The 14,079-nt window shown below is 47.7% G+C and carries 17 protein-coding genes; 7 read left to right on the top strand and 10 right to left on the bottom strand.

Features of this window, described 5'->3' with window-relative positions; all coding sequences use genetic code 11:
* Positions 1 to 119: 119 nt before the first annotated feature.
* Positions 120 to 572 (bottom strand): prepilin peptidase, encoded by a 453-nt coding sequence (locus M2298_RS19635; protein ID WP_233454110.1) that lies wholly within the window; start codon positions 570 to 572, stop codon positions 120 to 122.
* On the opposite strand from M2298_RS19635, the gene M2298_RS19630 reads away from it, so the two are divergent.
* Together M2298_RS19630 and M2298_RS19625 are read left to right on the top strand one after the other, a co-directional pair.
* Positions 553 to 1,005 carry a hypothetical protein gene (locus M2298_RS19630; protein ID WP_274874813.1) on the top strand — a complete coding sequence of 151 codons (453 nt, stop codon included), beginning with the start codon at positions 553 to 555 and terminating at the stop codon, positions 1,003 to 1,005. The genes M2298_RS19635 and M2298_RS19630 overlap by 20 nt on opposite strands.
* Positions 1,006 to 1,084: 79 nt before the next feature.
* Positions 1,085 to 2,230, top strand: a complete 1,146-nt coding sequence (locus M2298_RS19625; RefSeq protein WP_217022659.1) for a response regulator — start codon at positions 1,085 to 1,087, stop codon at positions 2,228 to 2,230.
* A gap of 96 nt (positions 2,231 to 2,326) precedes the next feature.
* On the opposite strand, the gene M2298_RS19620 is transcribed toward M2298_RS19625, so the two are convergent.
* Positions 2,327 to 3,058 carry a polyphosphate polymerase domain-containing protein gene (locus M2298_RS19620; protein ID WP_122965626.1) on the bottom strand — a complete coding sequence of 244 codons (732 nt, stop codon included), beginning with the start codon at positions 3,056 to 3,058 and terminating at the stop codon, positions 2,327 to 2,329.
* Between the two features lie 98 nt (positions 3,059 to 3,156).
* Positions 3,157 to 3,516 (bottom strand): response regulator, encoded by a 360-nt coding sequence (locus tag M2298_RS19615; RefSeq protein WP_122965594.1) that lies wholly within the window; start codon positions 3,514 to 3,516, stop codon positions 3,157 to 3,159.
* A gap of 341 nt (positions 3,517 to 3,857) precedes the next feature.
* Here M2298_RS19615 and M2298_RS19610 point away from each other — a divergent pair, with 341 nt between their 5' ends.
* From M2298_RS19610 to M2298_RS19600, 3 genes are all read left to right on the top strand, one after another.
* Positions 3,858 to 4,685, top strand: coding sequence for an AraC family transcriptional regulator (locus M2298_RS19610; protein WP_217022661.1), 828 nt, complete (start codon positions 3,858 to 3,860; stop codon positions 4,683 to 4,685).
* A gap of 86 nt (positions 4,686 to 4,771) precedes the next feature.
* A complete protein-coding gene (locus tag M2298_RS19605; RefSeq protein ID WP_173599439.1) occupies positions 4,772 to 5,752 on the top strand; it encodes an ABC transporter substrate-binding protein in 981 nt (326 codons plus the stop codon).
* Positions 5,753 to 5,881: 129 nt separating this feature from the next.
* A complete protein-coding gene (locus tag M2298_RS19600) occupies positions 5,882 to 6,220 on the top strand; it encodes a cupin domain-containing protein (RefSeq protein WP_173597818.1) in 339 nt (112 codons plus the stop codon).
* Positions 6,221 to 6,389: 169 nt separating this feature from the next.
* Here the strand turns inward: M2298_RS19600 and M2298_RS19595 are convergent, their stop codons facing one another.
* Positions 6,390 to 6,722, bottom strand: a complete 333-nt coding sequence (locus tag M2298_RS19595; RefSeq protein WP_173597817.1) for a hypothetical protein — start codon at positions 6,720 to 6,722, stop codon at positions 6,390 to 6,392.
* A gap of 17 nt (positions 6,723 to 6,739) precedes the next feature.
* Positions 6,740 to 7,336, bottom strand: a complete 597-nt coding sequence (locus M2298_RS19590; RefSeq protein WP_217022666.1) for a TetR/AcrR family transcriptional regulator — start codon at positions 7,334 to 7,336, stop codon at positions 6,740 to 6,742.
* Positions 7,337 to 7,455: 119 nt separating this feature from the next.
* Between M2298_RS19590 and M2298_RS19585 the strand changes: the two genes are divergently transcribed.
* Together M2298_RS19585 and M2298_RS19580 are read left to right on the top strand one after the other, a co-directional pair.
* The gene (locus M2298_RS19585) at positions 7,456 to 8,166 is read left to right on the top strand and encodes a YiiX/YebB-like N1pC/P60 family cysteine hydrolase (RefSeq protein ID WP_217022668.1); all 711 of its coding nucleotides are present in this window, start codon (positions 7,456 to 7,458) and stop codon (positions 8,164 to 8,166) included.
* Positions 8,167 to 8,244: 78 nt separating this feature from the next.
* Positions 8,245 to 9,276 (top strand): hypothetical protein, encoded by a 1,032-nt coding sequence (locus tag M2298_RS19580; protein ID WP_274874805.1) that lies wholly within the window; start codon positions 8,245 to 8,247, stop codon positions 9,274 to 9,276.
* Positions 9,277 to 9,333: 57 nt separating this feature from the next.
* Here the strand turns inward: M2298_RS19580 and ggt are convergent, their stop codons facing one another.
* From ggt to M2298_RS19555, 5 genes are read right to left on the bottom strand one after another with little or no spacing between them, the layout of a single operon-like run.
* The gene (ggt, locus tag M2298_RS19575) at positions 9,334 to 10,944 is read right to left on the bottom strand and encodes a gamma-glutamyltransferase (protein WP_173599436.1); all 1,611 of its coding nucleotides are present in this window, start codon (positions 10,942 to 10,944) and stop codon (positions 9,334 to 9,336) included.
* Between the two features lie 39 nt (positions 10,945 to 10,983).
* On the bottom strand, positions 10,984 to 11,514 hold the full coding sequence (locus tag M2298_RS19570; protein WP_122965601.1) for a chromate transporter: 531 nt from the start codon (positions 11,512 to 11,514) through the stop codon (positions 10,984 to 10,986).
* Entirely contained in the window at positions 11,511 to 12,092 is a 582-nt protein-coding gene (locus M2298_RS19565; RefSeq protein ID WP_122965602.1) for a chromate transporter, read from the bottom strand. Before M2298_RS19565 ends, M2298_RS19570 begins: the two co-directional genes overlap by 4 nt.
* A 22-nt stretch (positions 12,093 to 12,114) precedes the next feature.
* Positions 12,115 to 13,101 carry an ABC transporter ATP-binding protein gene (locus tag M2298_RS19560; RefSeq protein WP_173597815.1) on the bottom strand — a complete coding sequence of 329 codons (987 nt, stop codon included), beginning with the start codon at positions 13,099 to 13,101 and terminating at the stop codon, positions 12,115 to 12,117.
* Positions 13,098 to 14,072, bottom strand: a complete 975-nt coding sequence (locus M2298_RS19555) for an ABC transporter ATP-binding protein (RefSeq protein ID WP_173599435.1) — start codon at positions 14,070 to 14,072, stop codon at positions 13,098 to 13,100. The genes M2298_RS19560 and M2298_RS19555 overlap by 4 nt, the downstream gene beginning before the upstream one ends.
* Positions 14,073 to 14,079 lie beyond the last annotated feature (7 nt).

Below are 14,079 nucleotides of genomic sequence, written 5' to 3'. Positions count from 1 at the left end.
AAGGTTCCCTCTCTTTTTCTGTAGCTAGAATAATGTCAAATCATGCTGTACAGCCCATTTTTCCATAATAAGTAAAAACACACACTGTTACTATCGGATTATTCCCCGAGAATCACCGCCTAGTAATAGATAACCATTACCAGCAACAGTCCGGTTCCCCCCGCGATGAATGGAGCCAGCGGGATTTCCCGATCCAAAGTCACCTTTCGCGACAGTCTTGAGGCAAGCCATACGGGAAGCATGATGACTCCGGCAAGCAGATAGGCAAGCACCATCGCGAACAATCCCGCCTGCCAGCCCAACGCTGCCCCAACCACGGCAAGCAGCTTGATGTCGCCACCCCCCAACTGCCCATTGCTGATGACGGCCATCCCGAGCGACAGTCCGCCAAGCACGACGACCCCCAGGAGGTGCGCCAGCCAGTCTTCCGGCCGAAGAACCGCATGCGCGATCAGAAAATAGGCGATCCCAGGCAGCGTCAACCAATCGTAAATCAGTCGGTAGCGTAGGTCTGTATACACAGCCACTGCCATTACGAAAAGAATGGGAACGATGACATACAAGGTCGGCACGCGCCCTCCTCCCCCTTTCTTTTGGAGGAAAATTTCACCACCACTGACGATCATTTGGGGAATATTGTTGCGCATTCGGGAAAATTTTTTGGGTTATTTTAGAAAAAACATTTTGCCATTTCCGCTCGGAACAGGTCCTTTTACCTTGATCCTGCTCCCTCGCTGCCCGGCGTATTTTGCCGAATCGCGCACGGACCAAAATACTTGTATGACAAAAAGAGTGGTTCAGCAGATCCGCTTCTGCCAAACCACTCTTGCCCTGCTTTTCCCTATGCGATTTAGGCACGCGAAAGGAAACCGTCATGCCGCGATGAAGCCCGGCCGGAAGGAAAACGCGCGTGTTCATCCAGTTGAATCAGCAGCCGATATGTACCGGAGTGATGCGTGGCTGAAATCTCACCATAAGCTTTACAATTCCTTTTCGGCTGATTAAAGCAACTTTTCAGAGGCTTGTGATGTCTACAATAGAGGGAGTTTTATGCATTCAAGACAACGTAAGGAAGGAGAAGTCGATGAAAGCAATTTTGGTCGATGACGAACAACTGCCTTTGCAACATCTACAGATCATGCTTGAGCAAAAAATAGGTGGCATACAGGTGATCGGGACGTTTACCAACCCGATCCAGGCGATTGAAATGACGCATAAGCTTCGCCCGGATGTCGTCTTTCTCGATATCAACATGCCGCAAATCAACGGTCTGGAAATCGGGGAGCAGCTCCAGAATGCCGATCCTTCCCCGGAAATCGTCTTTGTGACCGGCTACGACAAATATGCAGTAGACGCTTTCGAACTGTGCGCGCTGGACTACATCATGAAGCCTGTCCAACTGAAACGGCTGGAGAAAACCGTCGAGCGTCTGCGGGAAAAAATCAACATCGCGCAAACAACCGAACAGCAAGCCACACCGCTTGTCTCCATCCAATGCTTCAACCATCTCCAGTTCCACATGTCCGGCCAGGAGCCGCAGGAGATCAAATGGCGAACAAACAAAGTACGCGAACTGTTTGCCTACTTGTTTCATCACCGCAACAAAACGGTGGACAAAGATACGCTTTTGGAGCTTTTATGGCCCGATTACGATTTATCCAAAGGAATGCCTCAGCTCTACACAGCGATCTATTTGATCCGCCAAACGTTGAAGCGATCCGGCATCAAAACGGTTACGATCAACAAAGGCAACCTCGAAACGGGCTACAAGCTGACAGTGGAGTCCTCGTTGATTGACGTAGATGAATGGGAGAAGCGCCTGGCGCAGCTGGCTCCGCCTGCTCGCGACAACATCGCAGATTACGAGCAGACGCTTGCCATGTACAGCGGCGATTACTTTGGCGAGTACGACTATTTGTGGGCCGAGTACGAGCGGGAGCGTCTGCGCCGATTATGGCTCCAGCTCGCGAAAAAAATGAACCACTTCTATCAGGAAAAAGGCATGCTTGCTGAAGCGATTCAAGTAAACGAGCGCATTCAGCTTTTGCATCCTTTGGACGAGGACTGCTATTTCTCCCTGATGCAGCTCTACGACGCCATGAATGATCCCGCATCGGTCGAAGAGCAGTATGAATTGCTCGCTACGCGCTGGGAGCAAGAGCTTGATTCCGCTGTGAATGAGGATATTTCGAACTGGTTTCAAGCGTGGAAAGCAAAGCAGTATGCGTAAGGCTACGCACAAGCGCTACTCGAAAGCCCTTCCCGGCCCATTTGTCAGGAAGGGCTTTGACATCTGCGAAAAAGACTGCATTCCACGCTCGTACTGTTAATTGTTTAAATTTTTAGTTTTTTCTCTGCATACAGCGTATTTGGAGATCAGCGTCCGCTGGTTGCTCAAATTTTGCAGCAAATATTGGATGTTAAAAGGAAGGAAATGATCGAACTTGACTTCCATAATCAGCATCGGCTGTGGAATGACGCTCACCATCGCGAGCTGGTCGTTGAACAGATCATCGAAATCAACAGTGGTCATCAGCTGCTTGTCGAAGGTCACTCGCACATTGCCTGTTTCCATCGCATACGCTTCCCGGATGTAGTCGGTTACAATCCGTGGGGCAAAAAGGGGCTGTCGGCTCTCCACATAAAAATCGCGGAGCAAACTGCTCTCCGTCTCCTTGAGAAAATCGGTTTGTCCCGTCATGATGCTCGCATATTCGTCCCGCGCAATCGCAACCGCTTCCTTGCAAATGTACCCGCCAATCTTGCTCTTTCGCTCCATTTTGATTGCAGCGTCACTGTTGTTGTAGATGCGGATTCGATACTTTCTGCCGCTGGATGCGGCGTTCTTTTTATCTTCCAGAGCCATGTCCTGAATATCGTCAAAATACAGGCTGCGAATCTGATAGCCTGTTTCGTCAATCGAGTGCGGGTCTAGATACGCAATCAGCCGCAGCTTTTTTCTGATCGTCTCGTAGTCGCTCCAGTGAAGATAATACTTCAGCTCATGACGAAATACTTTGCTGCCCGCATGCCTTCCTGTCGCCCTGGTCCCTTTCATTTCAGCCCACCCTCTTTTCCAAATCAAAAACACCATGATTATTCGTCTCATCCAAACGAAAAATGGTGTCGTCAAGCTCGTCTTCATACATGAAATCTTTAGCCCAATGCATTGCGAACAGCCCATTCCACACGGTCAAGCTGAAGCGGTTTGGCGATAAAATCGCGCGCACCAGCCTGAATCGCCTTGATGACGGTATCGCGCCGCACGACAGCTGAGCATATAATGATCTTCGCATCTTTGTCCATATCCATGATTTTGTGAGAGGCGCGAATCCCATTCATACCCGGCATGGAAATGTCCATAAAGACAAGCTCTGGCCTGTACAGCCCGTATTTATGGACGGCATCTTCGCCTGAATCAGCCTCCACCGTCACTTCCAGCCCCAGGGACTCCAGTATGTTGCGAAGCATGGCTCTCGTAAAAGCGGTATCATCCACTATCATGATGCTGCTCATTGACATGACTTCTCCCATCCCGACCTGTGTTTGATCGAAAGTTTCAGCAGGACTCAATCCCTATTGAATGCCCCGTAGAAAGACAGGCAGGATTATTTTGGCTAAAATAGGAATCAAGACCTTTTCTATACGTACTCCTCATTGTACTCTGACCATCTGAACAAATTCTGAACAAGCGCATAAGTTTTACGAAAAACTGACCCGATGCCGCCACCCGGCTGTTTGAACATGAGCCGGGAGCGGCACTTTTGTTGTGCAAATAGATTGACACTGATATTCATTATCAATAATGTGGAAATAGACGAGAGCCGGCAAACTACGATGGAAATGAGGCATGCAATGTGAAAATCGACGTTGATCAGTTAGCAAAGCATTTTGCACACATTCCTTTTCAAGTAGAAGGAGTATATCGATATGCCAGAGATCCCGGTGTGCCTCACGCTGACTATACAGATTCTTATCCTGGATTCGTGTTTCCCCTTACAGGGAAGGTGCAATTCCAGTTTAATGGTACGCCTTATATTCTTTCGCCAGGAAAAGTGGTGCATGGCGGTGCAAAAATGAGTCTGGCGCAAAAAATGTTTGGCAAAACAAACTGGGAATATATTCTCGTCCAATATCGGATATGTAACGCAGAACTGGAAGCGTCCAGCTTTTCGCATCAGCATTTTGAATTAGCAACGGGACAATCCCCCCGTCTGATCGAATTAATCATGCGTCTTTGGCATGTGTACAATCAGCGTGGCGGCATTTCCATGTTTCAGACCGAGATGCTGTTTCGAGATGTACTGAATGAAGCGTTGTTATGTGTTGCGAATCGGCAAAACAGCTATGAACCACACGCATTATTCGAACGGGTAGCTCAATATATTCATGAACACTACTATCAAAGCCTTACGATAGCATCGCTTGCAGAACAACATAACGTCAATCGCAATCGGCTTTCTTACGTATTCAGAAGATATGCAGGCATGGGACCGGCAGAATATTTATTGAAGTACCGCATCAACATGGCGCAAGAAATGCTAGTAACAAGTGAATTGCCCGTACAGCAAATTGCACAAACGGTTGGCATTGCCGATCCTTTTTATTTTAGTCGAGTGTTCAAAAAACAATTAGGCATTTCCCCCACTGAATATCGCGAGCAGTTCATCAATAATCCATGCTGATTTCAACAGGCATCCATTCTCTCCGAAAAATGGCTTTACTATACTAATGGCAAGCCAAAGAAAACATCATGTCGGAGGAATCGCCCATGCCAAAAATAAAAAGCCTGTTAATTTCCACTCTATTACTAGCAGGCATACTAGCAGGCTGCAATCAAGCACCTGCCGAAAATAAAAGCTCCGCTCCGGAAAGTACATCTACATCCACAGCTAAGACAGATACACCTGCTTGGCCAAGAACATTTAAAGATTCGTTAGGCAAAGAAATTGTGATCGAGAAAAAACCGGAGAAATTGGCCGCGCTATGGTACTTTTATCCGGAAATATTAGTGGCATTAGGCGAGCCACCTGCTGGTTCTACGGAAAAAGAGTTTCTCGCTTCTTTAGCTTATTTAAAAGGAAAGCTGGATTCAGCCGAAGAGCTGGGAGATAAAGTATCCCCTAGTATCGAGAAAATTCTTTCCATTGGGCCTGATATTATTTTGGCAACAGAACAACATGAAAAAATGTATGATTCCCTGGAAAAAGTGGCGCCAGTCATTACGTTAAACACCAAGGACATCTACAATGATTGGCAATACGGGATTCGTACAGTAGCCAAGATTATCGGCAAAGACGACGAGGCGGAAAAAGTCATCGACAAGATGATGAACGACATTACAACCGGGCGCGAAGCCTTAAAGCCGATGGCAGGCGAGTCAGTGACTCTCATTTTGTCTTGGGATGGAAAAACGTTCAATGTACTAGGTGAAGGAAATCCAGTCTATAAACTCGCGTTCGATAAAGAAAAGGGATTGGGGCTTACACCAGATCATAAATTTACAGGTACGAACAATGAGTTTACTGCGTTTGAGGGAATTTCCACTGTTCAAGCCGACCATATTTTCCTGATCGGCGACATTACCAAAAAGGAAGCATTGATGAATGACTTGCAACAAAGCAAGGTATGGAACAATCTGAATGCCGTGAAGAAAGGCAACGTGCATCTAATGGATACTTCCGCTATTACTGGCGGCCCATTAGCTATCCAATACGCTTTGCAAAATATCACAGATGCCTTGCGTAAATAGCAAGGTCTAAAAAACGCGAAAAATCCGAGCGAAATCACTCTTGTGCAACATGCGAGTGACAATAGATGCTATCCCGCTCTTTGAAAGGTAAGGGTAAGTACAGTGCAGGCAAAAAAAGGAGGGATTCCTATGAATTACGAGGTTATTAATCTGAATGAGCAGCTATCTGCAATCAACGAGCTTTGGTCTCCGAAAGTCGTGGGGGAAATACATGACGTTCAATTCAAGCTGATTAAAATTGACGGAGATTTTGAATGGCATGAGCATGATGGTGTCGATAAAGTATTTATCGTGCTCGAAGGAGAGATGTTCATTGCTTTTCGCGATGGTCAGGTGAAAATTTCCAAGGGCGAGATGTTTATTGTCCCGGGGGGAGCCGCGCAAAAGCCGTTCGCCGAAAAGGAAGCCCATGTCATGTTGGTCGAGCCTAGAGGCGCAGCAAACGCTGACCATTCTGAGTCCGAATAAGCGATTTAAAGCTAGTGATTGTTAAGGTACTTTCAGCATCTTTTCAAATTCGGCTATCGGCAAGTTGTCACAAACTAACGATAGCCGAATTTGCGATGCTGCCAAGTGCCTTTTTTGCCTCTTTCATTTTGCAGGAAAAAACTTTTTATAAAAGGGAATACTGCTCCTCTTACGTTTTGAGACTGTTCCTTTTCCCCCTTCTCCCCAAAAAATCTTTAATAAGCGTTACATACCACACTAGCATTTCCATAAACGCCAGGAGGACAAACAAAGCCCATATCTCCCCTTGACCAAGGCTATGCCACAAGTTATCTATTTCCGTCCCGGAAGCACGCAGCAAGGACTGTAAAAAGAATACAATCGGTCCAATTATGGAGGACAATATGGTCAGTATGGAAAGAAGCTTGCGCTGTTTCCGAATGAGATACACAATACTGCTGACTAGCGCTATCAAAATGAATACATAATAGAAACCCCAGACCCAAGAAGGCAACGTCTCCATGGGTTCCCTCCCTCCTATCAGAAAAGCCCCAGAATTTGTTTAATCAATCTTTCTACTTGTTCAACTGATCTGCAATCGGCAACAAAACTATTTTGAAGATTGTAGCCGTCAAGCACGGCAACTATTGCGCTGGCAGCTATTTTCGAATCCAGGTTTTCCGGGAGTTGCTTCGTTTGTTTTCCCTTTTCTAAAACCAGGCATATTAGCTGGAACCATTCTTGGTAATATGCAGACATCCTCTCTCTGACGCTTTCATTTCTGACAGCAATGGAACAAAACTCAAAAAAGATTTGAATCCAATTATCTTGATTACTTAATTGATAAAAGATGTGTACACCTTGACTGACTACGCTTTCAAACGGCTCATTGGAATTTAGCAAAGGGAGAAAATGCTGTTTGTAAATGGACAACTTGTGATCCATAAACTCTAAAAAGAAGTCCTCTTTACTTTTAAAGTGTAAGTAAAAGGTTCCTTTTGTATATCCAGCCTCCTTTGCCAATAAGTCGATTGAAGCTTTGTCATAACCATGTTGAGCAAAAACTTTAACAGCTGCATCCATGATCTTTTGATAAGATTCATTGCTTTTCTGCGTGTGTTTGTTTACTTCACTCATTTTACATATTTTCCCCTTTTTTACAACATTTTATTTACTTCCATTTATACCCATGTTATATTGTATTACAAATACTAACCGGTTAGTATTATTTTTTTTAAAAAAAGGAGTTGGCTATCATGAATTTAAAAAACAAACTTATTGCTCTCACCATTACTGCTTTAAGCGTCTCTACCCTTCCTATTCTTGCTCATGCCTCCAGCAATTCACAGGAAGGTCTCTTAGATTTAACCTCTTCTGAAGTACAAGCAGAGTTAGCTAAGGAAGAAAAAGAAACAGAAGCCAAGAAAGAACAAAAAAGTAAGGCCAAAAAAAGAAATGAAATTGATTCCCTGAAAGAATTAAAGAAAAATGCACCTGAAAAATATAAAGAAATTCAAGATGAACAAAGTAAGCAAAAGGCCCTTGCCTCCAGTGGCAAGATGGGAACAGTTGGAGATATACTCATTACTTATGACAACGAAACAAGTGGCTGGAACCATGGGCATGCAGCCATTGTAAGGAAAAGCAATGATTACATTGTAGAAGCTTGGCCGAAAGAAGGAGTCCGCGTATATAAAAACAACTGGGGAAGTCGCTTTGACTCGGCTTACAAATTTTATGTCAAAGGTGCAGATGACAGTGATTTTACAAACGCACAAAAATATGCATATTCTCAATTGGGGAAACCATATCAGCTAAACGTGCAAAAACATTTTACTGACGCATATTACTGCTCACAACTGGTATGGAAAGCTTGGTATGAACAAGGTTTTGACGTTGATGCTGATGGTGGCTTTCTTGTAACTCCTGCAGATATCGACGACTCGAAATTAACTGTGGAATATTAATGTGGAGATAAGAGTGTGTGAAGAGCACACTCTTTCTTTTGAGTTCTAACAAATCAATCTTTAGAGGTGTATGATGAAATGAAAAGAGGCTTATTCTTAAAAACTAGCTTTATTATGCTGTTTATTTGTTCAAGTCTAATTTTTACTGGTATACTCTTCTTCAAAAACACACTGGAAGCAAAAGTCCAGAGCGTAATGGACAATAAATACTTATTTTTATACTCCAGTCCATTTAAAGATAAAACCTATATTTTGGCTACTGATGATGGTGAAAAATTCCATAAGGTGTCATATAACATAAACGATACGCCAAATTTAATAAAAGGCCAACACAATGAACTAATTTTACCTGCAGAACATATCTCAAAAAAATATATAGTCAAAAATGACTACTCCATTTCAGAACACAACCAAGAGGCTCCTTATTCTTTTATTATTGATGACAAGGATATTCAAATAGAAAGCTTTAATCTCAGTTACACCGAAAACTTACTGCATGTTAATGATCGGATAAACAATAAAACATATCAAATTAAATTACCTGCTTACTTAACAAATGCAACTTATGACAAAAATAACATATATGTTCTGAATTACAATACTACTACTGAGAAAGATGAAATTCATATCATTAGTAGAAAGACAAGTACCGTTACAAACTCTTACCCAATTAGTGAAGGGGCGACTGAAATAATCGCAGTAAATGGTTATCTATTTCTTTCCACAGAAAATTACCTGACAAAACTAGAAATAAGTACCGGAAAAATCAAGCAGATCAAGTATCCTCCTAATGTAGCTTTTGCAGATACTTTGTACCTTGGTCATAACAACAACTTGTATGTTTGCTTTGTGAACTATTCTGGCAGTGCAGGATTACTTTCGCTAAACCCGAACGATGACTCTATTTCAAGAATCGTTAGTCTAAATTTAGAGTACATGAGATCCAAGTTTGAAAAAGATAAACTGTATATATTATCTCAAGTCAAAGGTCATACAGAGATCGGAGCAAAATTCGCAATCGTTAGCTTAGACAACTTGAAAGTCGAACAAATATTTTATCTACCGGTTGAAACAAGTAAAGCACAAGATTTTCTTATTATGACGAAATAAAAACAAAATGCCGAAGCTAAGCTCCGGCATTATTCATTCGCAAATTTTTGTACTCCCCTACCACGCGGCAATGCTGCTGTCTGCGCGCATGTCCGTCCCGCCGCTCAGCACGCCGTTTTCATCCCGCCAAATAATTTGACCGCGTCCAAAGTAGTTGCCGAGCTGTGCCCACTTGATCGTGTGCCCTTTGCGCTCCAATGCTTGCGCCAGGTGCTCCGGGAAGTGCCGCTCCAGCTCCACCGTTTTGCCCTCCATCCACTGCCAACGCGGGGCATCCAGCGCCGCTTGCGGATTGAGGTGGAAATCGATCGTGTTCATGACTACCTGCACATGACCTTGAGGCTGCATGAAGCCACCCATTACACCGAACGGACCGACTGCTTTTCCGTCTTTGGTCAAAAAGCCCGGAATAATCGTGTGGAACGTCCGCTTGCCCGGCTCCAGGCAATTGTCGTGGCCTGGATCGAGCGAAAAGTTGTGCCCGCGATTTTGCATGGCGATCCCGGTTCCTGGCACGACGACTCCCGAGCCGAAGCCCATGTAGTTGCTCTGGATGAACGACACCATGTTGCCTTCGCCATCGGCTGTTGCCAAATAAACCGTTCCGCTCGACTTCGGCTGCCCCGGCTCTGGCGTCAACGCCTCGTCGCCGATCAGCGCGCGGCGCTCCTCTGCGTACTCCTCGGACAGCAAGTCTTTGACTGCGACCTTCATTTTGCTTTCCTCTGTGATGTATTTCAACCCATCCGCAAACGCCAGCTTCATCGCTTCGATCTGCTTGTGATACGTCTCTGTCGTGTCTTTTGCGGCAAAATCATAGCCTTTCAAAATGTTCAGCGCCATCAGCCCGATCATTCCCTGACCGTTCGGCGGAATTTCCCACACGTCGTAACCGCGGTAGTTGACGCCTACTGGCTGTACCCATTCCGGCTCGAATGCCGCCAGGTCTTCTTTGCGCAAATAGCCGCCGCACTCGCGGGAAAAGACGTCGATTTTGTCGGCAAGCGCGCCGCGATAGAAGCTCTCCCCGTTTGTCTCCGCGATCTCGCGCAAAGTAGCGGCATGCCCTGGCGATTTCCAGATGTCGCCCGCTTTTGGCACCTTGCCCTCTGGCGCAAAAGTGGAGAACCAGTGCGCAAATTCTTCGCCTTTGCACAGCTGCGAAAACTTTTTGTACGCTGCGTTCCAGTAATGAGCGAGCGTTGGCGAAAGCGGGTAGCCATTCTCCGCGTAATCGATGGCAGGCTGCAACACTTCCGTCAACGGCAGCTTGCCGAAGCGCTTGGACAGGGCTGCCCATGCTGCCGGAGCACCTGGCACAGTCACTGGCGTCCAGCCGTATGTCGGCATTTCTTCCAGACCTTTTGCCTTCAGCGCATCGATCGAAATCGCTTGCGGAGCTGGCCCGCTCGCATTCAGACCGTGCAGCTCATCCTTGATCCAGACCAGCGCGAACGCATCGCCGCCGATCCCGTTGGACGTCGGCTCCACGACAGTCAGGCATGCCGCCGTCGCAATCGCCGCATCTACCGCATTGCCGCCCTTTTTCAAAATATCAAGACCTGCCTGTGCCGCCAGCGGTTGCGAGGTTGCGACCATACCGTTTCTCGCAAAGGTGGTCACACGTTTTGAAGCGTACGGGTATTCCATTGCATCGTAGTTAACCATGGTTTATGCCTCCTTGATGTAGTTATCGTTGCTTGCTCGTTAGCCGATAAAGATGTACCCATACACCATCGCTGCTACCATGACAAAAGCAGGATGCACCTTCCACGTTTCCAGCAGCAGATAAGACGCAACGGTCAAAATGCCCGTCTGTATCCAGCCGATCCCTTCGACTGCCCCCAGCAAAAACTGATACGTCATCGTTCCCAGCAAAACAGTCACGACAGGGCGAACCGATTGCGTCATCGCTTTCACCTGCGGTGCGTTGCGGAACAAGTTAATGAATTGAAGCAGCAAAATCATCGCGATGGCAGTAGGCGCAACCGTAGCGAGCAGAGCGACAGTCGCTCCCGGCACACCTGCCACCTGATAGCCGATGTAGCCTGCCAGCTTGGTCGCGATTGGACTTGGCAGCGCATTGCCTACCGCCAGCACTTCCCCGAACTCCTTTATCGACATCCAGTGGTAATGATCGACGACCTCGTTTTGAATGAGCGGGATGCTCGGCGGCCCTCCGCCGTACCCCAATATGTTAGAGATAAAAAAAGCCCAAAACAGTTGCAGATAAATCATGCCGCTCCCTCCTTGCCGTCCTGCTTCTTGCGCTTGCGGACAGACCAGGTCGAGTATGCGAACGAGACAAGCAGCGCAATGCCCACGACAATGCCCGGATGCCAGTCAAGGAAAAGCAGCGCTACAAGCGACAGACCGAGCGAGATGCTCACGCCTGTTTTGCTCGCTGCTCCCTTCCAGCCTTTTGCGAGAAACTCCCACGTCAGCACGCCTGTCATGACGGCAATCACCGGGCCGATCGCCTGAATCATGCCGTAGACGCCAGGCGCGTCCTTCCATTGATAGATCACCTGCAAAAGTCCAATCATGACGAGCACGATCGGCATGACCACGGCGATATTTGCCACCAGTGCGCCCATCCAGCCTTTTACCCGATAGCCGATGAAAGCCGCCAGCTTAGTGGCAATCGGCCCGGGCAGTGCGTTGGCGAGCGCCAAATTGTCCGAGAAATCTTCATCCGATACCCATTTATACTTTTTCACGCACTCGGTGTAAAACAGGGGAACCATCGTCGGTCCTCCGCCGAAACCAAATATCCCGATGCGGAAAAAGGCGAGAAACAAATGCCAGTAAACCATGTTCGTACCTCCATCCCTTGCCTTAGCGGAGCACCTCTCCCGATTGCACCAGATGACAGGATACCAGTTGGCCCCCGCCGATGTCTGACAGACTGGGCGTTTGCGAGCGGCAAATATCTGTTGCATACGGGCAGCGCGGGTGAAACGTGCAGCCGCTTGGCGGATTCGCCGGGCTTGGCAAATCCCCCGTCAACAAAATCCGTTCGCGCTTTTGCCGCGGCTTCGCTACCGGAACAGCCGAGAGCAGCGCCCGTGTGTACGGGTGGCTCGGATTCTCGAACAGCGTCCGCTTGTCGGCGATTTCCACCACACGCCCCAAATACATCACCGCAATCCGGTCGCACAAATGTTTGACTACCGACAAGTCATGCGAGATGAACATCAACGTCAAATTAAATTCCTTTTTTAAATCCTTCAGCAAGTTCAGCACCTGCGACTGAATCGATACGTCCAGGGCAGAAACAGGCTCATCCGCGATAATCAGCTTTGGCTTGACCACGAGCGCGCGGGCAATCCCGATCCGTTGCCGTTGCCCCCCGGAAAAGTCGTGCGGGTGACGGTTCAGATGCTCTTTTCGCAAGCCGACGATTTGAATGATGTCTTCAATGATCTTTTCCCGTTCCGGCTTCGTCCCGATGTTGTGCACCATGAGCGATTCCAGCAAAATCTGCTTGATCGTCATGCGCGGGTTCAGCGAAGCGTACGGGTCCTGGAAGATCATTTGCAAATCTTTGCGCATCAGGCGCATTTCTTCTTTGGGCAGCTTCGCTAAATCTTTCCCGTCAAACCAGACTTCCCCTGCCGTCGGCTCCAAAAGGCGCAAGATCGTTCGACCCGTCGTCGATTTTCCGCAGCCCGACTCGCCTACAATCCCGAGCGTCTCTCCGGGGTAGACAGTCAAGTCGATGCCATCCACTGCCTTGACGTGTCCGACCGTTCGTTTCAAAAAGCCGCCCTTGATCGGAAAATGCTGCTGAAGTCCTTTTACTTCCAATAGAGGTGTCGTCATTGTTGCTCTCCCTCCTCTGCATACAGCCAGCAACGGCATTTTGTCCCGTTCAGTTGCAACAGTTCCGGCGGCTTTTCGTTGCAGATCGGCATTGCCCTGGAGCAGCGCGGCGCAAAACGGCAGCCAGTCGGCATCTGATGCGGCAAAGGAACTGCCCCTGGGATGGTTTCCAAATATTCGCGTTCCTCGTCCAGCTCCGGTATGGAGTTCATCAGGCCAATCGTATACGGATGCTTCGGACTTTCAAACAAAGTATCCACATCTGTTTCCTCGACGACCTGCCCAGCGTACATGACGATGACACGGTCGCACATCTCGGCTACTACGCCCAGATCGTGCGTGATCAGCATGATCGAGGTTCCCGTTTTTTCTTTCAGGTCACGCATCAAGTCGAGAATTTGCGCCTGAATCGTCACATCTAGCGCCGTCGTCGGTTCGTCGGCAATGATCAGCTTCGGATCGCAGGACATCGCCATCGCGATCATGACCCGCTGCCGCATTCCGCCCGAGAGCTGATGCGGAAATTCTCCGTATATCTCTTCTGCGCGAGGCATGCCGACTGCCTTGAGCATGGTGATTGCCCGCTCTTTTGCCTGCGCTTTTGTCACTTGTCGATGCAGCATGACGGCTTCCTCAATTTGTCTGCCTACCGTATGCAGCGGATTGAGCGAAGTCATCGGCTCCTGAAAAATCATTGCAATCTCGTTGCCGCGCACAGCCTGCATTTCTTTTTCCGACAGCCCCAGCACGTCTTTTCCGTGAAAGCGAATCGTTCCGCTCGTATTTCCGTTGGGTGGCAAAAGCCGCATGATCGACAGGCTGGTTACGCTCTTGCCACAGCCTGATTCGCCTACGACACCGAGTGTTTCACCAGCACGGATGGAGAAGTCGACGCCGTCAACTACACTGACGACACCGCTGTCCGTGCGAAACCGGGTTCTCAGTTGTTCGACTTCCAAGATGGTCGTCATCTGCTCC

It is taken from the genome of Brevibacillus sp. 1238, assembly GCF_029892995.1.
Classification (GTDB): Bacteria; Bacillota; Bacilli; order Brevibacillales; family Brevibacillaceae; genus Brevibacillus; species Brevibacillus parabrevis.
This window is presented reverse-complemented; position numbering and strand designations above follow the sequence as displayed.